25 protein-coding genes are annotated in these 22803 nt (G+C 64.5%); 8 read left to right on the top strand and 17 right to left on the bottom strand.

The window, feature by feature from the left end; translation table 11 throughout:
* The first annotated feature begins 17 nt into the window (after nt 1–17).
* Nucleotides 18–1268 carry a D-amino acid dehydrogenase gene (locus tag EXZ48_RS19700; RefSeq protein ID WP_130517737.1) on the top strand — a complete coding sequence of 417 codons (1251 nt, stop codon included), beginning with the start codon at nt 18–20 and terminating at the stop codon, nt 1266–1268.
* A 27-nt stretch (nt 1269–1295) separates the two neighbouring features.
* Here the strand turns inward: EXZ48_RS19700 and EXZ48_RS19695 are convergent, their stop codons facing one another.
* A complete protein-coding gene (locus EXZ48_RS19695; RefSeq protein ID WP_245462219.1) occupies nt 1296–2348 on the bottom strand; it encodes a D-alanyl-D-alanine carboxypeptidase family protein in 1053 nt (350 codons plus the stop codon).
* A 543-nt stretch (nt 2349–2891) separates the two neighbouring features.
* Between EXZ48_RS19695 and EXZ48_RS19690 the strand changes: the two genes are divergently transcribed.
* Nucleotides 2892–4403 (top strand): DegQ family serine endoprotease, encoded by a 1512-nt coding sequence (locus tag EXZ48_RS19690; RefSeq protein ID WP_130517735.1) that lies wholly within the window; start codon nt 2892–2894, stop codon nt 4401–4403.
* A 126-nt stretch (nt 4404–4529) separates the two neighbouring features.
* On the opposite strand, the gene EXZ48_RS19685 is transcribed toward EXZ48_RS19690, so the two are convergent.
* A complete protein-coding gene (locus EXZ48_RS19685) occupies nt 4530–5843 on the bottom strand; it encodes an MFS transporter (RefSeq protein WP_050745644.1) in 1314 nt (437 codons plus the stop codon).
* A gap of 167 nt (nt 5844–6010) precedes the next feature.
* Between EXZ48_RS19685 and EXZ48_RS19680 the strand changes: the two genes are divergently transcribed.
* From EXZ48_RS19680 to EXZ48_RS19655, 6 genes are all read left to right on the top strand, one after another.
* Nucleotides 6011–6340, top strand: coding sequence for a helix-turn-helix transcriptional regulator (locus tag EXZ48_RS19680; RefSeq protein WP_050745645.1), 330 nt, complete (start codon nt 6011–6013; stop codon nt 6338–6340).
* Nucleotides 6337–6816, top strand: a complete 480-nt coding sequence (locus EXZ48_RS19675; protein WP_130517733.1) for an SRPBCC domain-containing protein — start codon at nt 6337–6339, stop codon at nt 6814–6816. Before EXZ48_RS19680 ends, EXZ48_RS19675 begins: the two co-directional genes overlap by 4 nt.
* A 17-nt stretch (nt 6817–6833) precedes the next feature.
* Nucleotides 6834–7247 (top strand): GFA family protein, encoded by a 414-nt coding sequence (locus EXZ48_RS19670; RefSeq protein ID WP_130517731.1) that lies wholly within the window; start codon nt 6834–6836, stop codon nt 7245–7247.
* Nucleotides 7248–7350: 103 nt separating this feature from the next.
* On the top strand, nt 7351–7833 hold the full coding sequence (locus EXZ48_RS19665) for an antitoxin Xre/MbcA/ParS toxin-binding domain-containing protein (protein WP_023512886.1): 483 nt from the start codon (nt 7351–7353) through the stop codon (nt 7831–7833).
* Nucleotides 7830–8336: an RES family NAD+ phosphorylase gene (locus EXZ48_RS19660; protein WP_050745648.1), complete on the top strand. Its 507-nt coding sequence runs from the start codon at nt 7830–7832 to the stop codon at nt 8334–8336. The genes EXZ48_RS19665 and EXZ48_RS19660 overlap by 4 nt, the downstream gene beginning before the upstream one ends.
* A 26-nt stretch (nt 8337–8362) precedes the next feature.
* Nucleotides 8363–8992, top strand: a complete 630-nt coding sequence (locus EXZ48_RS19655) for a histidine phosphatase family protein (RefSeq protein WP_050745649.1) — start codon at nt 8363–8365, stop codon at nt 8990–8992.
* Between the two features lie 24 nt (nt 8993–9016).
* Here the strand turns inward: EXZ48_RS19655 and EXZ48_RS19650 are convergent, their stop codons facing one another.
* The 15 genes from EXZ48_RS19650 to EXZ48_RS19580 all read right to left on the bottom strand — a co-directional run bounded on the left by EXZ48_RS19650 (nt 9017) and on the right by EXZ48_RS19580 (nt 22792).
* Nucleotides 9017–9406, bottom strand: coding sequence for a RidA family protein (locus EXZ48_RS19650; protein ID WP_023512889.1), 390 nt, complete (start codon nt 9404–9406; stop codon nt 9017–9019).
* A 16-nt stretch (nt 9407–9422) separates the two neighbouring features.
* The gene (locus EXZ48_RS19645) at nt 9423–10193 is read right to left on the bottom strand and encodes an amino acid ABC transporter ATP-binding protein (RefSeq protein WP_023512890.1); all 771 of its coding nucleotides are present in this window, start codon (nt 10191–10193) and stop codon (nt 9423–9425) included.
* A 10-nt stretch (nt 10194–10203) separates the two neighbouring features.
* Nucleotides 10204–10866: an amino acid ABC transporter permease gene (locus tag EXZ48_RS19640; RefSeq protein WP_050745651.1), complete on the bottom strand. Its 663-nt coding sequence runs from the start codon at nt 10864–10866 to the stop codon at nt 10204–10206.
* Between the two features lie 6 nt (nt 10867–10872).
* Nucleotides 10873–11535 (bottom strand): amino acid ABC transporter permease, encoded by a 663-nt coding sequence (locus tag EXZ48_RS19635; RefSeq protein WP_050745652.1) that lies wholly within the window; start codon nt 11533–11535, stop codon nt 10873–10875.
* 50 nt (nt 11536–11585) lie between these two features.
* Entirely contained in the window at nt 11586–12428 is an 843-nt protein-coding gene (locus EXZ48_RS19630; protein ID WP_050745653.1) for a transporter substrate-binding domain-containing protein, read from the bottom strand.
* A 660-nt stretch (nt 12429–13088) separates the two neighbouring features.
* A complete protein-coding gene (locus tag EXZ48_RS19625) occupies nt 13089–13541 on the bottom strand; it encodes a carboxymuconolactone decarboxylase family protein (RefSeq protein WP_050745654.1) in 453 nt (150 codons plus the stop codon).
* Between the two features lie 34 nt (nt 13542–13575).
* A complete protein-coding gene (locus EXZ48_RS19620) occupies nt 13576–14082 on the bottom strand; it encodes an Rrf2 family transcriptional regulator (protein ID WP_050745655.1) in 507 nt (168 codons plus the stop codon).
* Between the two features lie 141 nt (nt 14083–14223).
* The gene (locus EXZ48_RS19615; protein WP_050745656.1) at nt 14224–15381 is read right to left on the bottom strand and encodes an alpha-hydroxy acid oxidase; all 1158 of its coding nucleotides are present in this window, start codon (nt 15379–15381) and stop codon (nt 14224–14226) included.
* A gap of 1 nt (nt 15382) precedes the next feature.
* A complete protein-coding gene (locus tag EXZ48_RS19610; RefSeq protein ID WP_130517729.1) occupies nt 15383–16675 on the bottom strand; it encodes a hypothetical protein in 1293 nt (430 codons plus the stop codon).
* 25 nt (nt 16676–16700) lie between these two features.
* Nucleotides 16701–17432 carry a histidine utilization repressor gene (hutC, locus tag EXZ48_RS19605; RefSeq protein WP_023513485.1) on the bottom strand — a complete coding sequence of 244 codons (732 nt, stop codon included), beginning with the start codon at nt 17430–17432 and terminating at the stop codon, nt 16701–16703.
* A gap of 52 nt (nt 17433–17484) precedes the next feature.
* Nucleotides 17485–18498: a zinc-binding dehydrogenase gene (locus EXZ48_RS19600; RefSeq protein ID WP_130517727.1), complete on the bottom strand. Its 1014-nt coding sequence runs from the start codon at nt 18496–18498 to the stop codon at nt 17485–17487.
* Between the two features lie 4 nt (nt 18499–18502).
* A complete protein-coding gene (gene hisD, locus EXZ48_RS19595) occupies nt 18503–19831 on the bottom strand; it encodes a histidinol dehydrogenase (RefSeq protein WP_023513487.1) in 1329 nt (442 codons plus the stop codon).
* A gap of 38 nt (nt 19832–19869) precedes the next feature.
* Nucleotides 19870–20670 (bottom strand): ABC transporter permease, encoded by an 801-nt coding sequence (locus EXZ48_RS19590; protein ID WP_050745660.1) that lies wholly within the window; start codon nt 20668–20670, stop codon nt 19870–19872.
* The gene (locus EXZ48_RS19585; RefSeq protein WP_130517726.1) at nt 20667–21611 is read right to left on the bottom strand and encodes an ABC transporter permease; all 945 of its coding nucleotides are present in this window, start codon (nt 21609–21611) and stop codon (nt 20667–20669) included. Before EXZ48_RS19585 ends, EXZ48_RS19590 begins: the two co-directional genes overlap by 4 nt.
* Nucleotides 21612–21676: 65 nt before the next feature.
* A complete protein-coding gene (locus EXZ48_RS19580; protein ID WP_023513490.1) occupies nt 21677–22792 on the bottom strand; it encodes an ABC transporter substrate-binding protein in 1116 nt (371 codons plus the stop codon).
* Between the last annotated feature and the right edge of the window lie 11 nt (nt 22793–22803).

Below are 22803 nucleotides of genomic sequence, written 5' to 3'. Positions count from 1 at the left end.
TCCCCAATGAGGACATCATGAAAGTCATCGTTCTCGGCGCCGGCATCGTCGGCGTCACCTCGGCCTACCAGCTTGCCCGTGCCGGCCACGAGGTGACGGTCGTCGATCGCCAGCCCGGCCCCGCACTGGAGACGAGCTTTGCCAATGCCGGCGAGGTCTCCTTCGGCTATTGCTCGCCCTGGGCCGCCCCCGGCATTCCGATGAAGGCGATGAAGTGGCTGTTCATGCAGCATGCGCCGCTGATCCTGCGCCCCAAGGTCGATATGGCCATGCTTTCCTGGATGACGCAGATGCTGCGCAACTGCACCTCGGCGCGCTATGCCCTCAACAAGAGCCGCATGCTGCGCCTTGCCGACTACAGCCGCATCTCGCTCGCCGCGTTGCGCGAGGAGACGGGTATCGCCTACGACGAACGCATGCAGGGCACGTTGCAGCTCTTCCGCACCGAAGCCCAGCTCGACGCCTCGGCCAAGGACGTCAAGGCGCTCGCCGCCGACGGCATTCCCTACGAAGTGCTGGATCCCGAAGGCTGCATCCGCGTCGAACCGGCGCTGAAGCATGTGCGCGAAAAGATCGTTGGCGGCCTTTTGACCCCGAAGGACGAGACCGGCGACTGCTTCAAGTTCGCCAATGCGCTGGCCGCAAAGGCCGAGGCGCTCGGCGTGCGCTTCAACTACGGCAGCATCATCCGGGGGCTCGACGTGGAAGGGGGCCGTGTGCGCGGCGTTGTTACCGCCCATGGAGTGCTCACGGCCGATGCCGTTGTCGTCGCCCTCGGCAGCTTCTCGCCACTGCTCGTCCGTCCGCACGGCATCCGCCTGCCGGTCTATCCGGTCAAGGGCTATTCGCTGACGATCCCGATCACCGACGCCACGCGCGCGCCGGAATCGACCGTGATGGACGAAACCTACAAGATCGCCATCACACGGCTCGGCGACCGCATCCGCGTCGGCGGCATGGCGGAAATCTCCGGCTACACCAACGATCTTGGCGAGCCTCGCCGCCTGACGCTGCAGCACTCCGTGACCGATCTTTTCCCCGGTGGCGACGTGTCGAAGGCAAGCTTCTGGTCAGGTCTTCGCCCAATGACACCGGACGGCACGCCCGTCATCGGCCCGACGAAGGTCGCCGGCCTCTACCTCAACACCGGCCACGGCACGCTCGGCTGGACGATGAGCTCCGGCTCGGCCCGCGTTGTCGCAGACCTCGTTTCGGGCAGGAAGCCCGAGATCGATGCCACCGACCTTGCCGTCGCGCGCTACGCCTGAGGCCCTTGCGGACCCCGATCGCGCCGTTCAGGAAGGACGGCGTGTCGGGACCGGCACGTCATCCGCGATGTCGGTAGCCCAGGTGCTGATCGCACGGATCTGGGCCGGTATCTGGTCCTGCAGATAGGTCTCGTGGCCTGGCAGGCCCATCGGATACAGCGCATCCCGGCTCGCTTCATAGGCCGCGCTCTTGTCGGTGCAGAGGCGGATGCGCATGTCCTCCGGTGCGACATCGGCCCGGTTCTGCAGGTTTTCCAGAAGCCCCGCATTGGAAGACAGGCGACCGTCAAAGGCCTGCGTCAGATATTGAGCGGATCGCTCGTTGCGTTCCCGCTCGGTCGTCGCACCGAGAATGACCACCATCACGCGCCGTCCGTTGCGGGTCGCCAAGCCCACGAAATTGCGCCCGGAGGCGCAGAGGAAGCCAGTCTTCATCCCGACCGTACCGTTGAAGCGGGTCAAAAGCAGATTGTTGGACTTGATCTCCTTGCCGTCGATCGAAACGGCGGACGCCAGGAAGAAGCGGCGATACTCCGGAAACAGCCGGTCCACTTCCATGCCCAGCAGCGCAAGGTCGCGGGCGGTCGTATAGTTCTTCCGGTCGAACAGGCCGTTCGGGTTGGAAAAATGCGTGCCTGTGAGCCCGATACGAGCGGCCGTCTCATTCATGCGCTGCACGAAGGAGGCTTCGTCGGAGGCCACCGCTTCCGCCAGGGCGACGGCGACGTCGTTCGCCGATGCGGTGATCATGGCGAAGAGCGCGTCTTCCAGGGTCATCGTGCGCCCAAGGACCAGGCCGGATTCCAGGAAAGCCTGTTTCGTCGCGTTGCGGGACATGACGACCGGCGTCGTCAGGTTCACCTCACCGGCGCGGATGGCTTCGAACACCACGAGCGCGGACATGAGCTTGGTCGTCGAGGCAGGATACCAGGGTACCCCGGCATCCTCCTCATGCAGGACCTGATGATTGTCGGCATCCACGACGAGCACCGGCGTTGCGTTTGCCGCCACCCCCATGAAAAGCGACGCAGCAAGCACCAGGCTCTTCCATGGTCGTCCGGTCATTGTGTTCTTGATCATGTACCAGTCTCCGCAGGAAGACGCCCTAATGCCATGATGCAGACCGGAAAGACAAGGGTTTGCAGCGGCGCGAAACCGCGCAGGGGGCTCAAGGTTTTCGCATGGCCTGCCGAGAACCGTGTGGCCGCTATACCGCCGGTGGGTGGCGGGCCTCCTGCGAGGCGGAGGGAAAGATTACAATCCGGTCATGATCTGCGGACCACCTCGATGCCGCATGAAAAATCATAAGCATTTGAGCAGAAACAACTCTTTACGGAAATCCGCAACGCGCACGCCTCGATCCGGGCGATAGTTTGGCAAAATCGCCGCCCGGAACTTTATTTAATTGTAACATGACCCTCCCCGCCTGCCGGGCCTATAGATGATGCCAGGCTGGATGCCGCCGGCGGATGAAAAGCCGCGACGCGACGGCACCGGACAGCCTGATCGGAAAGACACCCGGACCACGAAGACGAGACCGGCCGCCCTGCACCTGCGGCCCGGTTTCGTGCGCTCCGGCGCCGGCCCTGCGGGCACCGGAGCGCTGAACAAAGGACGACAATCATGACCAGGATCATCGAAAGACACCGCGTTGCAGCGCTTCTCGGCGTTGCTCTTCTCGTGCTGCCGATCGCCGCTTCCAGCCTCGTTGGCACCCGGCCGGCCCAGGCCGCCGCCGCCCAAGGCTCTGGTACGGCCCTTGCGCAAGGCTCCTTCGCCGCGATCGTTTCAGCCGACAAGCCCGCCGTCGTCACCATCACCACGACATTGAAGGCGGAGAACGCCTCCGCCGACGGCATCTCCCCCTTCGGCGGCATTTCGCCCTTCGATCAGCAGTTCCGCGACTTCTTCGGTGAACGGCAAATGCCGATGCCGGAGCAGCGGCCGAGCGGCAAGGCCGAGGCACTCGGCTCCGGCTTCATCCTGACGGGCGACGGCTACATCGTCACCAACAATCACGTCATCGACAAGGTGAGCACGATCAGGGTGACGCTGGACGATGGCACGGAACTGCCCGCAAAACTTGTCGGCGCCGACCCGAAATCCGACCTTGCCGTGCTGAAGATCGACAGCGGCAAGTCGCTCGCCACGATCGCCTGGGGAGAATCGGACAAGCTGCGCGCCGGCGACCCGATCCTTGCCATCGGCAATCCTTTCGGCATCGGCACGACCGTGACGGCCGGCATCGTCTCGGCCCGTGGCCGCGACCTGCACAGCGGCCCCTATGACGACTTCATCCAGATCGACGCGCCGATCAACCACGGCAATTCCGGCGGCCCGCTCGTCGGCGCCGACGGCACGGTCGTCGGCATCAACACGGCGATCTATTCGCCGAACGGCGGCAGCGTCGGCGTCGGCTTCGCCATTCCGTCCGATCAGGCGCAGCGGGTGGTCGCAAGGCTGATGAAGGACGGTTCGATCGAGCACGGTTTCATCGGCGTGCAGATCCAGCCGGTGACTTCGGATGTCGCCGATGCGATTGGCCTTGCAAAACCCGCAGGCGCGCTGGTGGCGAAGGTCGATGAAGGCACCCCGGCTGCCGCAGCCGGCATCCGGTCCGGCGACGTCATCACCATGCTCGACGGCAAGGCGGTGAACTCGCCACGCGAACTCTCGCGCATTGTTGCCGACCTTGCACCGGGCACGAAGGAAGGCGTCACCGTCTGGCGCGACGGCAGCGACAAAAACCTGTCTATCACCATCGGCAATAATGACGACGGCGATCGCCAGGTCCTCGCCGATGCCGGCGGCAAATCGGGCGAAACCGCCCAGCGCGTGCCGACGATCGGTGTCCAGCTCGGCGACCTCACCGCCGACATGCGCCAGTCGCTCGGCCTGCCGAAGGGCGAAAGCGGCGCGGTTGTGGAAGGCGTGAACCCCGACAAGCCTGCCGCCGAGATGGGCCTCCAGCCCGGCGACGTCATCCTCTCGGTGAACCAGAAGCCCGTCACCTCGGCACGCGAGGCGAAGGCCGCCGTCGCCGAAGCTGGCAAGGCGGGCCGCAAGGCCGTTCTACTGCTGGTGCAGCGCCAGGACGAGCAAAGCTTCGTCACCGTTCCCTTCGCTGCGGGTTGACGCGGCAAAGTCTCCGCTGGCGCCGTCCGGCTCCGTGCCGGGCGGCGCCGGCCCGTCATGCGACTTCAATGGCGGGCGCCTACCAAGGCTGCCCGCCACGATGCATGAATAGCTGGCGGGCCCGGTTCAGGCCAGCGATGCCTGGCGCGTCTCCGCATCGATCAGCAGGGCGGCGACCGCGGCGGCGACCAGAAGGCCGGCGAAAATGCCAATGGCAAGACCGAAGCTTTGTTCCACGACCAGTCCCGTCAGGGACGGCGCCAGAAGGCCGCCGAGACGGGCCACCGCACCCGCCGTGCCCATGCCTGTCGCCCGCGAGGCTGTCGGGTAGAGTTCAGGGGTAAAGGCATAGAGTGCACCCCAGGTGCCGAGCAAGGCAAAGCTCATGAGCATCAGGGAGGCGCCGATCAGCGTGCCCGTGCCGGCCACGACGAACAGCAGGCATCCCAGCGCCGAGAGCAGGCAGAAGCCCGTCAGCGTCGGCCGCCGGCCCCATTTTTCCACACCATAGGCGGCCAGCGCATAACCGGGGATCTGCGCCAGCGCGAGAAAGACGAGGAAGCCGTAACCGCGGACGAAGCCGAAGCCCTCGCCTGCAAGCCTCGGCGGCAGCCAGGTGAAGACGCCGTAGTAGGAGACGGAGACCAGGAACCAGATTATCAGGATCATCAGGCTGCGCTGGCGCAGATCCGCACCGAAGATGCCGGACCGCCCGGTGCTGGGAAGCGATACCAGCGACGCATCCGCCGCCAGTGGCGTCTTGCCGTTGGCGACGAGGATCCCGTCGAGAACGGCCTTCGCCTCCCGTATCTTCCCGAGGCGCAGGAGATAGAGCGGTGATTCCGGCACCAGAAAGCGCAGGCCGATACCCAGCAGCGCCGGGATTGCCGTCGCTGCGAAGATATAGCGCCAGCCGTCAGCCATGCCCGCAAGGCTGACGGCCCAGGCGACAAGCGCGACAAGGAGCGTGCCGATCGCCCAGAACCCCTCGAGCATGACCAGCCAGCGGCCGCGGTTTCGCGCCGGCAGGAACTCCGCCATCATCGCATAATCGACCGGCAGCGTGCCGCCCACAGCAACCCCGGTGAGGAAACGCAGAACGAGCAGGATGGTGAAATCGGGCGCGAAGACGGAGAGCGTGCCGAAGAGAGCATCGCAGGCGACCGTGACTATCAGGACCCGCCGACGGCCGATGCGGTCAGCAAGCCGGCCGAAACCGGCGGCGCCGAGAAGCATGCCGAAGAAGAAAAGCGTGCCGGTCTGCAAGGCCTGCGGAACGGTGAGATCGAAGGTGGCGGCAATGGAGGCGGCCGTGAAGCCGACTGCGAGGACCTGCATCGCATCGGCAGTCCAGACCAGCCCGAAGATCGCCAGAAGCCGCCGCTGGTAGGCGCCGGCGCCGGCGCGGTCGAGTACGTCGTCCACGGTGATGGTGGTCATTCGGCCGCTCTCCGCATGTGCAGTCCCCTTGCGATGGTAGCGGCACCTTAGTCGCACGCCCGGATCTGCGAAATTGCTTGCGGGCAGAAATCCACCGGGAAGACAGACGGTAGGCAGCATAATTTAATAGCGTTGACTAATTGATTAGCATCAGCTATTTGATTCGCATGATCCAGGCAGAAACCATCACCACCGTCATGCGCGCCCTTGCCGACCCCACCCGCAGGGCCGTGTTCGAGCGCATCGTCCATTCCGATGAGATTACGGTCGTCGAACTGACGCGCAGCAGCACTGTCACGCAGGGTGCCATTTCCCAGCATCTCAAGGCGCTGAAAAAGGCCGGCCTCGTCAGCGAGCGCCCGGAGGGCCGAAATGTCTATTACCGCGCCGAGCCCGGCGGACTGGAGCCCTTGGCGGACTGGATGAGCCACTACGGCGTCTTCTGGCGCGAACGCTTCACCAATCTGAGAACCCTGCTGAAGGAAATCGACCCATGAACCAGACCGCCAATCCGGACATGCAGGCCATCGTGCTCGACGAAGTCTTCCCGCATGCGCCCGATGTCATCTGGAAAGCGCTGACCAGCGGCGACCTGATCGGCCGCTGGCTGATGGCCCCGCAGGGTTTTGCGCCCGTGATCGGCAACCGTTTCACCTTTCAGACGGTCGCCGCCGGTGCCTGGGACGGCACCATCCATTGCGAAATCCTGGAGGTCGTGCCGAATGAGCGGCTCTCCTATGCCTGGCGGGGCGGCGACGAGCACAACGAGGGCTATGGCTCGAAACTGGAAACCGTCGTCACCTTCAGCCTGATCGCGGCCGAGGCGGGCACACGCCTTCGCCTCACCCATTCCGGCTTCCAGCTTCCGAAAAACGACACCGCCTATCGCAACATGAGCGAAGGCTGGAAGAAGGTGGTGAGAAAACTCGACACTGTCGTCACCGAAGTGGCCACCTCAGAGCAACAGCATTGAGAGAACGGGAGAACGCCATGCCCATGTCCTATACCGGCGGCTGCGCTTGCGGTGCGGTCCGCTATGAAATCTCGGGCGAACCGGCTGTCATGGTCGATTGCCAGTGCCGACAGTGCCAGCACGACAGCGGCACAGGCCATCAATCGCACCTGACCTTTGTCGCGGCCGAGGTGAAGGTCACGGGCGAGGCCTCCCACTGGCAGACGGTCGGGGATGGCGGAACCGTCAAGCGCCGCGGCTTCTGTCCCACCTGCGGCGCGCCCGTCTACCTGCGCTTTCCCGACATGCCCGATGTCTTCATCGTCACACCGGCGAGCCTCGACGACCCCGGCCACTACCGGCCGCAACTCGTCTCCTGGACCGCTGCAGGCCACGCCTGGGACCATCTCGACCCGGCTTTGCCCAAATTCGACCGGATGCCGCCGGCGTAAAAACCCCCACGGATACCGCAGCTAGCGGCGGGCACGGTCCGGAGCTTGAAATCGCTTGCGACAGATGGCATATTTCAAGCGACATATGACGTGGAGAAGAGGTATGGCCGTCGCGGCAAAGGCAATTCCGGCAGCAGCCGGTGGCGAATTGCAGAAAATCGAAGCCCTGCTCGGCGGCTCGCGCATCCTGTCGCGCCGCCTGACCAATGCGCTCGACGCCCATGAACTGCTGCTGCATGGCTTGCCCGCCTCGGCACTCGATCACCTTGTCGGCAGCCTCGTCTTCATCGGCAAGAACGAGTCGCTCGAAAAGGCCGTGGGCATGAGCCTGCGCACCTGGCAGCGGCGGAAGGACACGCCCTCCAAGCCACTCAGCCTGGAACAGAGCGGACGGACGTGGAAATTCGCCGAGATCTTGGCAAAGGCGACCGATATCTTCGGATCGCAGGCGGAAGCCGAGCAATGGCTGGAGCGGCCGGCCATCGGGCTTGACCAGCGTCGTCCCATCGACCTTCTCGGCACGCCTGCCGGCGTGGAGCTCGTCGAGGACCATCTCGACCGTCTGGAATACGGCGTCTACGCATGACCTTTCTGCCCATTGCGCTCGGCGGGAGCGAGCTGGTCGCCTGGCGGCTCGATCAGGCCATCCATGCGCCGAGCTGGGACAGCGGCGAAGGCGCCTACCGCGTCGGCGGCCGCTGGAACAGCAAGGGCACACGCGCTGTCTATTGCTCGCTCGATCCTGCCACGGCCATTCTCGAAGTGGCGGTCCACAAGGGGTTTCGGGCACTCGACACCGTCGCGCACCGCATGACGGCCGCCGTCATCGCCGATATCGGCGATGTCCACATCATCGACCCGGAAACGGTGCCCAACCCCAACTGGCTACGCCCCGGCATTCCCGGCGCAGGTCAACAGGCCTTCGGCGATGATCTCCTCCGACGGCACCGCTTCGTTGCCATTCCAAGCGCGGTCTCGCCGCACAGCTGGAACCTGATCTTTCTCGCCGGTGCTGCCCCCGGCACATACACCCTGAAATTCCAGGAAGGCTTTGCCCTCGACACGAGACTGCATCCATCGACAGCGTGAAGCCGATTTCAGGAGGCTGGGGAACCATGAACACACCCGCGGAAGAGCCGAAGCCGACGGCCGTCAGGGCAACGCGCCTGACGATCCTCTGCCGTGGTGCGACCGCGGCCAACCAGCAATCCCGCTTTTTCTCCGATGCTCCGCTCTTGCCCAAGGAGCGGGTTCGATTGAGCAACCGGGCCCAAAACCTCGGCCGGTTCACCTCCGTGCTGCACGCACCCGAACATTCTGCGGCCGAAACAGCCGCCGCCTTCTCTCCAGGCGCAGCAGCATGCCTCGCGCTCCGGGATGTCGATTACGGACGGTGGAACGGCCGGACGGTGGCGGAGGTAGCGGAAGAATCATCGCAGGATCTGCAGTGCTGGATGTCTGATCCATCCTCCGCTCCGCATGGCGGTGAAACCCTGCAGGCAGTGCAGGACCGGGCCGTGGCCTGGCTGAACCACCTTCCTGCAGAAGGCGGGCATATGCTCGCCGTGACCCATGCCATTGTCCTGAAACTGCTCTTCCTGCATGTGGTCGGCGCCCCGCTGACCTCGATCTGGCGCATCGACGTCGAGCCGCTCGGACTGCTGGCTCTGACCAGCGATGGAAGACGCTGGGCGCTCAGAAGCTTCGGCGCGGAGCTGCCGGACGGGTCGCCGCAGACCGGCTGACCCGCCCGGGCTGGTGTTCAGCCGTCAGGCGCGATCGGCGCGATAGGCGACGCAGTCGATCTCGACCCGGCAATCGACCATCATGCGCGACTGGACGCAGGCGCGCGCCGGCGGGTTCTTGCCGAAATATTCGGCATAGACGCCGTTGAAGCTCCAGAAATCGCGCGGATCGTCGAGCCAGACACCGATGCGCACGATATCCTCCAGGCCGTAGCCGGCCTCGTCGAGAATGGCGATCATATTCTCGATGGCCTTGCGGCTTTCTGCGACGATGCCGCCGGAGACGATCTCCCCCTTCTCCATCGGCACCTGGCCGGAGACATAGAGCCAGCCGGCAGCTTCGGTGGCGCGGGCGAAGGGCAGCGGCTGGCCGCCAGCACCGGTTTCTCCGGCACCGTAACGTTTGATCGTCATGGGATGTGTTTCCTTGTCAGTTGAAGCTGGAGGTTTTCAGGAATTCGGCGAGCCGCTCGGTCTTCGGGCGCACGAACATCTCCCTCGGGTCGCCCTCTTCGCAGATGACGCCCTGGTTCATGAAGATGACCCGCGAGGAGACCTCGAAGGCAAAGCGCATCTCATGGGTGACGAGCAGCATGGTCATGCCGTCGGCCGCAAGACCCTTGATGACCTGCAGCACCTCGCCGACCAGTTCCGGGTCGAGCGCGGAGGTCACCTCGTCGAACAGCATCAGGCGCGGCGACATGGCGATAGCGCGGGCGATGGCGACGCGCTGCTGCTGGCCGCCGGAAAGCTGCCCGGGATAGTGGTTCGTGCGGGCGGCAAGGCCGACCCGGTCGAGCCATTTCTCGGCGATGGCGCGAGCCTCGGGCTTGGCCATCTTCTTCACCTTGACGAGACCGAGCATGACGTTTTCGGCAGCAGTCATGTGGGGAAAGAGATTGAACTGCTGGAAGGCCATGCCGGTCAGCGCGCGCTGGCGGGCGATCTCCTTCTCGCTCTTGCGCCGACGCTTGGCGCCCTCGGCGTGATAGCCGATCTCCTCGCCGTCGAGGCGGATCGTACCGCCCTGGAATTCCTCCAGCATGTTGATACAGCGCAGCATGGTCGTCTTGCCGGAGCCGGACGAGCCGATGATGGAAATGACCTCGCCCTCCTCCACGGCACAGTCGACGCTCTTCAGCACTTCGTTCTGGCCGTAGGTCTTGCGCAGGCCCTTGATGTCGAGAATGGTCTTGGCCATCGGGGTCTCCTCAGGACGGCAGGGCGGTCTTGCGCTCGACATACTTGCCGAGGCGCTCGATGCCGAAATTGACGATGAAATAGAGGGCGCCGGCCAGGAAATAGAACTGGAGGCTCATGAAGTTGCGCGAGATGATCTCCTGCGTGCGCAGGAGAAGTTCCGCAACGCCGATGACGGACAGCAGCGTCGAGGCCTTCACCATCTCGGCCGCCGTGTTGACCCAGGCCGGCAGGCACTGGCGCAGGGCCTGCGGCCAGAGCACCGAGGTGAAGGTCTGGCCGAAGGTGAGGCCGATCGCCTTGGCCGCCTCGGTCTGCCCCTTCGGAATGGCCTGAAGCGCGCCGCGCACGATCTCGCCGATATGGGACGAGCAGAAGACGGCAAGGGCCAGGACGCCGGCCGAGAAGGGACCGAGATCCACGCCGGCGGCAGCGGAGACGTAGTAGCTCGCCAGAACGAGCACCAGCACCGGCGTGCCGCGGATGATATCCGTATAGGCGCGCACGATGAAGCGCAACACGCGCCCTCCATAGACGAGCGCAAGGCCGACGAGCACGCCGAACAGGGAGCCGGCAACGATGGCGAGCAGGGAAATGGAGACCGTGGTGGCAAGGCCCGTCATGATGACGTAGCGCGCGATCCAGAGCTGTTCGAGAAAGGCAAAGGAGGTCATCCGGGTCTACCTCGGCAGGGCCAGCCGGCGCTCGACCAGGCGGAGCAATGCGGCAATGAGGAAACAGGTGGCGACATAGAGGGCCGAGGTCACCATCCAGGTCTCGATAACGCGGAAGCTCTCGACATTGATCTTGCGCGCCGCGAAGGTCAGCTCCGGCACGGCGATCGCCGCGGCAAGCGAAGTATCCTTGAAGAGCGAGATGACCGTGGAGGAGAGCGAGGGCAGCACGTTGCGCAGCATCAGCGGCGCGATGATCGAGCTGCGAATCTGCATGGACGTGAGGCCGATGGCAAGCCCCGCCTCTGTCAGCCCGCGCGGAATGGACAGGAGCCCGGCACGAAAGACTTCGGCAAGATAGGCGCCGGAATAGAGCGAAAGCACCAGCACGAAGCTTTCGATCTTGCCCAGCCGGAAGCCCATCTGCGGCAGCGCGAAATAGGCGAAGAGCACCAGCACGAGGATCGGCAGGTTGCGGATGATCGTGACGTAGAGCCGCGCCGGCGCACTGACGAACCGGCTCTTCGACGTCAGCGCGAAGGCGACGGCAAGGCCGATGGCCGCACCGATGAGGATGGAGGTGACGGCAAGGCCGAGGCTCAGGGCAAGGCCGCTAAGCAGGAGATCGAAGCTGCGCCAGACGGCGGCAAAGTTCAGCGTGTAACCCATGGCAGGCTATCCCGATTCGGGGAGCGGGGCAGGCCCCGCTCCCCTGACAATCACTTGAATTCGACCGGGAAGCCGATCTGCGGAGGCGCCAGTTCCTTGCCGAACCAGGTCTTGTAGGACGTGGCGTAGAAATCGAACTCGACGCCGGTCATGGCCTCATGCAGGGCCGTGTTGACGAAGTTCAGCCAGTCCTGGTCGCCACGCTTGACGCCGCAGGCATAGGTCTGCGGGTTCCAGCCGTAGCCGGCATCCTTGTAGCGGCCGGGATTCTGCGTCATGTACCAGGCAAGCGACGACTGGTCGGTGGCGACCGCATCGGAACGTCCGGATTCCAGCGCCTGGTAGATCAGATCGACGGACTCGTACTGGTCGACCGTCGCCTCGGGCAGTGCGGCATGCACCATCGCCTCGGCATAGACGTTCTGCAGAACCGAGATGGTGACGGAGGAACCCGCCGCCTTCAGCGCCGCATAGTCGGCATGCTTGCCGTCCGCCTTCAGCATCAAGCCGACGCCTTCGCGATAATAGGGAATGGTGAAGGCGATCTGCTGGGCGCGCTCGCCCGTCACCGTCATGAACTGGCAGGTGATGTCGACCTTGTCCGTGGTGATGTTCGGGATGCGCGCGTCGGACGACTGGTTGACATACTCGATCTTGTCCGGGTCGCCGAACAGTGCCTTGGCGATGATGCGGCCCATATCGACGTCGAAGCCCTGCAGCTTGTCTTCCGCGCTCTTGAAATGCCAGGGCGCATTCGTGCTGCCGGTACCGAGGACCAGGTGGCCGCGGGCAATGACTTCATCGAGCTTGCTGCCGTCGGCGAGAACCGGCGTGGAAAACAGCGCAGCGGAAACAGCCAGCGTCAGCGCGCCGGCGCGAAAGGAAATGGTCATGGTGCTCCCCCAAAAGAAATTCACATGTCCGATATAATGTACATATGTCTGCTTTATCGGACGAATGTATGAAGCTTGATGAGCGGCCGCTTGTCAATAGGCCTCCCGCGAAAACCACGCGCACCGATACAAAACGGCGTGTTTTGCAACCACATCCGGCAGAACAGGTGGGATATGTCGATCGAGAGCCACGCCTCCAACGACGCCGGTGACGGTTGGAGAGACTGGCAGCGGCGGCGGAGCGCCCCCCCGGATTCCATGAGGCGGCGCGGGCGCGCCACCAGTCGTCGCACAAGCGCCATTCGCACTTGTGCGCCTCGTCCTGGATGACCTGGCCAAGCCTCACGGCACCAGGCCCCGCATCATCAGGATCGAGATAGACAAGATAAATCGCGGGCTATTGTTCCGCCCCTTCTTGGAGCGGCAACGGTTTTAGCTTTCCGGCCCCGGCTCCTCTCGGATACAGTCCTCCGGGAGCCCAACAAACCCATGCCCATGCAGGCAGTGCGGATCGGCGTCACCTTGTGGCCGCCGATCAGGCACCGTTCCGTGACGGCAGGATGGCAATGCCCCTTGAGGTCCTCGACCACAAGCCGTGGAGCCTTGCTTTCGACGCGCCTCCCTATGGGAGAGGCGCGCCATGACAGAGGCTGGACAACCCTATGCCGCGTCCAGCGGGTGCTGCGACCGGAAGCCGACGCAAAGACGGTTCCACACATTGATCGTGCCGATCGCGACCGTCAGCCTCGTTATGTCCGGTTCGGAGAAGAAGGCGCGCATCGGCTCGAAATCCGCATCGGGCGCGCGTGTCTGGGCCACATTGGTGAGGGCTTCGGTCCAGCCGAGGACAGCTCGCTCACGCGCATCGAAGACCGGGGATTCCTGCCAAACGCTGACCATGTTGATCCATTGCTCACTCAGTCCGTCACGACGCGCTTCCTTGACATGCATGTCGACACAGTAAGCGCAGCCGTTGATCTGCGAGGCCCGCAGCTTGATGAGATGCAGGAGGCGGTGGTCGATACCGGAATCCTCCCTCACATACTTTTCCAGCGCGGCGACGGCCTTGTAGGCGTCAGGTGCGGCCTTCGGAAAATCGAAACGTGCCTGCATGGTGTTCTCCTTTTGAGGGTTTGGAATGTCCGGATCAGGCCTTGCTGCCTGACTTTCGTTCGTGGATGTCCAAGAAGGCACAGCCTCTTGCGACGATAGTGCCATCGTCCATCGCACCGACATCGGCGAGAATGTCGGCAATGCTCACCCGGCGCAGTTCAGCGCGGTAGGCCTGCTCCGCGCGCAACATCGCCGCATTGATCCCGCAGGGCTTGGTGAGCAGATGGGCGGGCAGAGGGTTTGGCCCGCGCCGCCTGATCTCGTTGCAGCGGAATGCCGGGCCTGCCCCCTCCACAGCGAGCACGATGTCGAGCAGCGTGATCTTTTCGGGGGGCCGCGCGAGCCGGTATCCGCCCTTCGGACCCGGAAGAGTCTGGACAATGCCGGCCCCCGACAGCGCTTGCAGGTGCTTCAGAAGATAGCTCGGCGAAACCCCGTGGAATTCCGCGAGAGCAGCTGCCGACAGAACGCCATCCGCGGAAAGCCCCGAGAGCATCGTCACGCTGTGAATGGCCTGCTCCACGCCATCGCTGAGTTTCATCTTGCACCTCGCTAATCACGGATATTTTTTATCCATGATTATAAAGTTCGTCAAGACGCAACTCGGGCCACCCTGCCGGGGGATGGAAAGGGTTTTCAGCCCCACTCCCCGCTGAATCGTTTTCGCGTGAAGACGGTTGGGTCAGCCCCCACCGCCCTTATACCGTACGGCTGCACTGCCCGCGGCCTTGAGCTCATCGATTGAGGCGATGCCCATCAAAGCGAGACTGATCGAGATTTCACGGGTCAGGATCGCGATGACCTCGGCGACACCGGCCTCTCCTTGCGCGGCAAGGCCATAGGCATAGGCACGGCCGAGCATCACACCATCGGCGCCGAGCCCCACTGCCTTGAGAATATCGGTACCGCGGCGGATACCGCCGTCCAGCATGAGGCAGAAATCCGGGCCGACGGCGGCGCGGATCGCCGGAAGCGCACCAATGGTGCTCACCGCACCATCGAGCTGGCGGCCGCCGTGATTGGAGATCACCACACCATCGCAGCCGAGGTCGCGGGCGGTGACGGCATCCTGTGCCGCGAGGACCCCCTTGACGACCAATTTTCCGGTCCAGCGCTCCCGCAGCCAGGCGATGTCCTTCCAGGACAGCGTCTTGTCGATGCGGCGCGACAGATTGGCCGCCTGTTCCAGGGCGCCACGGCCAAAGTCCGGCCGATGCTCGATCGCCCGGACGGAGGGCATACCGCGGAGTGCGACATCGGCAAGCCAGCGCGGCTTCAACGCCAGCCGGGCGAGAAGCCCCGGCGTCACCCGCGTCAGCAAGCGGAAACCGTTGCGCACGTCCCGTTCGCGAATGCCGGTAATGGCCGTGTCGACCGTGACGAACAGTGTATCGACGCCGGCCCCTTCTGCTGCCTGCAAGAACTCCTCGCAAAGCGAGCGATCCTCCAGCACATAAAGCTGGAAATGCAGCGGCCCGTTCGTCACCGCGCGAAGATCGGCAAGCGAGGCGATCGAGAAGGTCGACAGGCAGAAGGGGATGCCGACGGCATGGGCGGCACGCACGGTCCTTGCCTCACCATCGCCGGAATAGAGGCCGAGGAAACCGACCGGCCCCAGCATGAACGGCAGGGGATGGCGGCGCCCGAGGTAGGCGGTCGAAAGATCCTGTGGGCGCGGCTCCACCAGCACGGTCTGGCGCAGGCCGTAGCAGGCGAAATCCGACCGGTTCGCCCGCATGGTCTCCTCCTCGAACGACCCGCCATCGATGTAATCGAAGAAGATCTTCGGCAGGCGACGCCGGGCGAGGTCGCGGAAGTCGTGGATGTTGACCGGGGCCATATCAGCCTCTGCCGGGGTCGATCGCGTCGAGGAAGCGGGTGACCGCATCCTCCCCCGCCACCGGCTCGCTGCCAGCCATCACCGCAACGGAAAGGCCGATGAGCGAGGATACGGGATTGTGGCTCGTGGCACCGGCGCGAAGGTTCATCACCAGCGTCGGGCAGAGGAAGAGCCCGAGCCTGACGACCCGGCGCCAATCGGCGGGCAGCAGGCCGCGCGCCTTCAGGGTCGCCAGCAAAGGACGCCACAGGGCTTCAGCCTTGACGTCCAGCAGCGCCAGCCGGACCGGGCTCGGCGTGAAGTCCATGGTGACGTGCAGCCGGTCACCCGCAAGGACGGCGCTGGCCTCGTACCGTGCTGCTGCTTCGGCAGGATCGTACAGCCAAAAGGGATGGGCAAGGATGTTGTGGAAGGTTGTCTTCACCTCGGCGAGCAGCGTCGGGATGTTCTCACCGGCAAAGGCCGGATCGAAGAAGGCAAGGCGCGAGGAGCCATCGTGCTCCTCGTACCAGACATTGGCATTGTGGGCATCGCCATGGGCGACGACGCCGCCGGCATCTGCGAGGCACGCCGGGGCGAGCCGTTGATGCGCGGCGTCGAAAAGTGCGCCGATCCCCTCCTCATATTCGATGCCGTTGATGACGAAACGGCAGCGCGAAAGCTGGTCCCAGCCAAGCGTAAGCCCGGGGAAGGCAAAATCCTCACCGACATAGAAGCGCGAAAGCCGCCCGCCGGGATAGCTGCCGGCCGGCGCATCGATCAGGCGCTCGTAGAACAGCCGGTGGATCGGCTCGGCGGCAACCTCGGCGGCACTCACCGGATGCAGCGTGTCGAGATAGACCTTCAGCACGGCCTCGCTCAGCCCGCGCTCGGCCTCGACGGCTTTTTCGCGTGCCGCGACATCGTCCTTCATGTCCAGCGCCCGCAAGACGTCGGAGAAGCGCGGATCGGTGCGGCGGCGATAGACGAGGATCTGCTCGCCGGGCAGCACCGACATCAAGAGCGGCTGGTCCACCGGCAGGCCGGCTTTCGCCAGAATGTCGGCGCGATAATACTCGCCGCTCATCGCCTCCTCCCCCTCTTCCTGGTGGAATTTGAAGAAGAAGGCACCCTCGTCTGTCTCGAAGAAGCCGTTCAGCGAGTTGAGGCTGTACTGGTCGTGATTGATCGCCACATTGCGCGCGTCGATTGCAAAGAGATCGCGCAACAGGTCGGCCAAAAGCCGCTCCGCCTCCCCGCTTCCGGTCTTGGCGAGCTTCCTGATTTCCGCCGTGCGGCTCGTGGGCTGGGTCATGGCATTCTTTCCGGGTGGACGGGGTTTACTTGCTGCCGTGCAGGTATCGGCTGCCAAGCGAATAGCGGCTGCCGACATAGGTCAGCGTGTTGACGGTGGCGACGACCGGCCCCGTCCAGGTCTTGCGGTGCAGGACGAGGCAGCTGTCACCGGGGCGGATTTGCAGGAGCCGCGCATTCTCCTCGCCGGCCGGCAAAGCGCTGATCAGGTGCTCGACCTCGGTCAGCGGCGTAGCGGTCTGCAGATAGTCGTAGGTCGCAGCAATGCTGAAATCCTGCTCGACATAGCCGGAAACGAGGTCCGGATTGACGTAGCGCTCCTCGAGCTGGACGGGCAGGTCGTTCTCGAAATGAATCAAGACCGAATGGTCGACGGGTCGGACGGCTTCGAACTCGAAGGCGAGCAGCAGCTCCGGATCCGGCCGCTTGATGCGTTCCAGCACGACCACCTCGGCCCGGTGGCGGCTGCCGCGCGCCTTGATCTCGGTGATGATGTTGCTGATCTCGATCAGCGTCGATTGCGGCTTGGGCGGCGCAACGAAGGTGCCGACGCCCTGGATGCGGCGCAGGTGCCCCTCCGAGGTCAGTTCCCGCAAGGCCCGGTGTACGGTCATGCGCGAGACGCCGAGCGCGGAGACGAGCTCGTTCTCCGACGGGAGCCGGCTGTTGCGGCTCCATTTGCCGCTGCCGATATTGCCGAGGACGAAATCCTTGACCTTCTCGTAGAGCGGCGATGCCGAATCCGAAAGCGTGTTCATGGTTCACTGTCTCCGCCGGCATGAAGGGCCGGCAACCGGAATGACGCAGCGGTTAGTCGGCCACCGCGACGATTGTCTTCAGCGCCCGGCTTTCTCCCCGCAAAAGCCGCTCATAGGCCGCCGGTACCGCATCGAGCCCCGGCAGGACCTCGATCAAGCACTCAAGCGCCGGGGAAAGCTCGGCAAGCAGGCCGACAGCCTCAGAAAGTTCGTCCGCGAACGCGTGACAGCCGACGAGCGCAATTTCCCGCTCAACGAGGGTGTTGGGGTCGAGATCAAGCTTGCCGTGGCCGATGCCCACGAGGGCCAGCGCCCCGCCGCCGGAGAGAAGGTCCAGCACACCGGCAATGGCCCGGACACTGCCCGTCGCATCAAGCGCATGGCGCAGCCGCCGGCCGGAAAGCGCCGTGTCGAGGGCATCCCGCTCCAGGGCAACCACCGTACCGCCCGCCACCGCCTTTACCAACGCCGCCTTTTCAGGATTGAGGTCTGCGAGAAGAAGCGGGCCGTCGTGCAGACGCGAGAGCAGCAGCGCACTCAGCCCGCCGATCGTGCCGCAGCCGACGACGAGCACCGGCTCCCCCGCCGGAGCGGCCAGCCGGCGTACGGCATGGAGCGCCACCGCCAGCGGTTCGGCCATCGCGGCGACACGCGGCGAAAGCGCCGCATCATGGCGCAGCACGAGATGGGCAGGCAGTTGCACCGTCTCGGCAAAGCCTCCATCGCAGGCTTCGCCGACAAAGCCGAGGCTTTCGCAGACATTGACGCGCCCGCTGCAGCAGGCCGGGCAGGTGCCGCATCCAACGCGGGAATCCGCACAGACCATATCGCCGACGGCGACATGGCCGACGCCCTCGCCGACCGCCGTCACGCGGCCACAGAACTCATGCCCCGCCGTCGAAGGCCGGCGTGTGATCCACTGGCCGGTGCGGTAGTTGTGCAGGTCGGAGCCGCAGATGCCGGCGGCCCGGACCGCGAGATTGACGAAGCCGGCAGACGGTGCGGAAAGCGGGGCCACCGCCTCCACCCGCAGGTCCTTCGCATCGTGGAGCCGCACCACCTTCATGGTCTCAGCCGCCCTTCTTCAGATAGGTCTGGCGCAACGGCGACACGGCCAGCGCATGGGACGAAAAGCCCTCATAGACCGCCAGATTGTGCGAATGCCGGGCGAATTCCGGGTAAGCCGGCGCCGTGACATAACCGATCGAGCTGCGCTTGACGAAGTCGGTCACGGAGAGCGGACCGAAGGTGCGGGCCCAGCGGCTCGTCGGCAGGACGGCGTTCGGACCGAGCGAGAAATTGGCGATGCTGACGGGGGTGTGCGTGCCCATCAGGATCTCCGACGCCTCGGTGATATGGCCGAGATGGATGAAGGGTTCTTCCGAGAGGAGTTCGAGATGCTCCGGCGCATAGGCATTGACGAAGGCGTAGCTTTCCTCGATCGAGCTCGTAAGCACGATGCCGCCCGTCTTGCCGGTGAGCACAGCCTTGGAGAAGGCGACGCGCTGCTCCGACATGCGCGCCCAGTGGTCCGGCAGGGCGGCAAGCGCCTCCTCCGCGACCCGGCGGCTGTGGGTGACGAGGTAGGCAGACGAATCCGGGCCGTGTTCGGCCTCGATCAAGAGATCGAGCGCGGCAAGCCCGCCATGCACCGTTTCATCCGCAAGGATCATCACCTCCGAAGGGCCGGCCGGAAGACCGGTATCGATGACACCGGACAGCGAGCGCTTGGCGGCGACCACCCAGGGGCTGCCCGGTCCGACGATCTTCAGCGCCGGTTTGACGGTTTCGGTACCGTAGGCGACCGCGGCCACGGCCTGGGCCCCGCCGACCTTATAGACCGTCTCCACGCCGGCAAGGCGCGCGGCGACCAGCGTCGCGGCATCGACAGAGCCGTCCGGCGCCGGCGGCGTGACGATGGCAAGGTTCGGCACGCCGGCCACAACAGCGGGAACCGAGGTCATCATCGTCACCGAGGGGAAGGAGCCCTTACCGCGCGGCACATAGAGGGCGACCGACTGGATGGGCGTAAAACGGTCACCGGCAAAGGCGCCGGGCCGGATCTCCTTCAGCCACATGGCCTCCGGCTTCTGCTCCTCATGGAAGGTGCGGATGTTGTCGATACCGAACTGGATGGATTCCACGACGCTCGCATCGACCAGCTTGAAGGCCGCGTCGAACTCCGCCTCGGTGACCTTGAGGTTGGCTTCGGTCACGGCGGCCTTGTCGAGCTCGCGCCCGAAACGCGCCAGCGCCTTGTCGCCTTCGGTGCGCACGGCCTCCAGGATCGGCGCGACCTTCTCGATGAAGCTCGAAATATCGCTCTCCGACCGGCGCAGGAGGGCCGCCTTCTCCTCGGCGTTGAGCCTGGAATACTCGTAGAAAGACACTGATGTCATCGTCTTGTCCTTATGGCTGGCCCCTAAGGGCCGAAGGGTCACTTCGATTTGAGGAAGATGTCGAGACCGACCAGGCGATCGAGCAGGGCGATCGCCACGGCGGCACAGGCGATGAAGACCACCGAGATGGCGGCCAGATCCGGCGTGATGATCGACCGGATGGAATTGTAGATCTGCACCGGCAGCGTAACGCTTCGGGCATCCACCAGGAGCAGGCTGACCAGGAACTCGTTGAGCGCGAGGATGAACATCAGGAGCGAGCCGGTGATGACGCCCGGCAGCACCGCCGGAAGCGTGATGTAGAGGAAACGCTGCACGGGCGGCGCCCCGCAATTGGCCGCCGCCAGCTCCAGGTCGGGCGAGAGGTTGCTGGCACTCGCAGTTACGGCCCAGATCATGAAGGGCAGGTTGATGACGCAGCAGGCAATGCCGACGGGCCACAGCTTGCCGAGCACGCCGGCATTGCCGAAGACCAGCATCAGGCCGATACCGGAGCCGATCAACGGGATGGTGAAGGGCAGCAGCAGATAGATCTGGATGGAGCGGGCGAAGCGCACGCGGTACTTGGCAAGGGCGATGCCGGCAAGCGTGCCGACGGGGATGGCGACGATGGTGCAGATGGTGGCGACGATCAGCGAGCGCAGGAATGCCTGCCGGAGATCGCTTGCCTGCAAAATCGCGCCATACCATTTGAGAGAAAGGCCGTCCGGCGGGAAGGTGATGATGTTGCCGGCCGTGAACGAGGCGCCAAGCACCACGATGGTTGGCGCGGAGAGCATGAGAAGCGCGGCGACGACGAAGGTCCACAGGACGACGGATTTGCTGTGGCTGCCGGTCATTTTCGCGTCTCCCCCATGGCAAGCGTGCCGGCGCCGAAGAGCATGAAGACGACCCCGACGAGGATGGATCCGACGGCGACGAGCATCAGCGACAGCGTCGCGCCGAGCCCCTGATCGGAGGTGCGGAAGAACTGGTCGTAGATCGCATTGGCGATGAAATCCTGGGTGCCGCCACCAAGGATGGCGGGGATGGCGAAGTCCGTCAGCGACAGCGTGACGACGACGAGACCGGCGCCGACAAGGCCCGGACGGGACAAAGGCAGCACGACATGGCGGAAGGTGCGCACCCAGCCGGCGCCAAGCGAGGCGGCAGCAGCCTCCAGCTCGTTCGGGATGGCCGTCAGCGCCGGAGCCAGCATCAGCACCGCGAAGGGCAGCATGTATTGTACGAGGCCGAACAGCACGGCCGGATAATTGTAGAGCAGCCGCATCGGCGGTACACCGACGAGCCCCAGCGCCTCGTTGACCATGCCCTGGTTGCCGAGGATGATGAGCCAACCATAGGCGCGCACGACCTGGCCGATGAAGAACGGCAGGAAGAGAGCGACCAGCAGGAACTTGCGCAGCGCCGAGGAGGGCGTGCGCACCATCAGGTAGGCATAGGGGAAGGCAAAGAGCAGCGTAACCGCGGTGACGATCAGCGAGCCCATCAGGCTGCGGCCGGCCACCGTCGCAAAGAAACTCTCCGTCAGCGCACGCTGGTAGTTGGCGAGCGTGTAGGTCTCCGACATCAGAAACGTGCTGGTATCGAGCGTCCTGAGGCTCGTATCGCCGATCTGCACGAGGCCGAGCACCAGCAGCCCCACCAGAACGATCGCCGGCATGAGCATGAGATAGGGCAAGCCCCGCTGGAAACTCGATGGCCAGACGGCGGCCGCAAGGCGTTCGAGCATATCCATGACACGCCATGTCACGGGATATGCGGCACGGGGAGTGCGCATGAACCGATCCTCTTAACGAAAGGAGAGTGCCCGCCGCCGATGGTGTGCGGCGGGCAGACAGGGCATCAGCCCTGCATGATTTCCTTGAACTTGGCGAACCACTGGCTCTCGTTCTCGACCTGCACCTTGGACGAGATGCGGATGAGGTGCTTGAAGGCCTCTTCCGTGGTCGGGTAGGACGGGTCGTTGACGAGGTCGGCCGGCGGGGTAAGGCCGGGCACGACGCCGGGCAGGCCGAGACCGTCAAGCCAGACCTGCTGGGCTTCCTTGGTCAGCGCATGGTTGATGTACTGCTTGGCCCAGTAGAGTTCGTTTTCCGGCAGGCCCTTCGGGATCCACAGGCCGTCCGTATCGAACTTCGCGCCCTCTTCCGGCACCACCCAGGCAAGCTCGATGCCGTTCTTCTTGGCTTCGCGCACATTGGTCGAAATGGTGCAGGCGGCGTCGATCTCACCCTTCTGGAACCAGGTGGTGAAGTCCGGATCCTCGCCGAGCAGCGGCTGCTGCTCCTTGATCTTCGAGATGAAGTCCCAGGCCGGCTGCATGTTGCCGGGAATGTCCTCCAACTTGCCGCCGCCGGCGACCTGCGCCGGGAAGTGGAAGCCGATGCCGTCGTTGTAGAGCGCGATGCGGCCCTTCAGCTTCGGATCAAGAAGATCCTTCCAGGACTTCGGTGCACCGTTCGGGAAGGCCGACGGGCGGTAGGCCAGCACGTAGACATAACCATAGGTGTTGACGATCGGATAGCCATCGAGCCCGACGGGCTTGGCAAGATCGGTGGTGTTCTTGAGGTTCGGCAGGTCCGACAGGTCTTCCGTCACACCGCGCAGCGCCGACTTGGTGGCGTTGGTGGTCGTGTCCCAGTTGATGTGGATCGGCGGCACGCGCTTCTGGGCGACGGCAGCCCAGACCTTCGGCTGGATCTCGTTGTCTTCCGTCAGGTCATGACGGACGGCAATCCCCGTCGCCTTGGTGAAGCTGTCGGAAACACCGGCCTTCAGCGCCTCGACCCAGCTTCCGCCCCAGGCGCGGACGATGATCTCGGCCGGCTTTTCAGGCTCCTGGGCAAAGGCGCGGCTGACGCCGAGCGTCGAAAGACCTGCGGACGCACCGGCCGCGGCCATCGACGCCAGCAGCGTGCGGCGACGGATCTGCATGGAAGAAAATTTATCATGCGACATTACGCGTTCTC

The sequence above is a fragment of the Shinella sp. JR1-6 genome (assembly GCF_004284735.1).
Lineage (GTDB): Bacteria > Pseudomonadota > Alphaproteobacteria > Rhizobiales > Rhizobiaceae > Shinella.
Note: the sequence above shows the minus strand (reverse complement) of the source record. Positions and strands in the feature narration are given on the sequence as shown.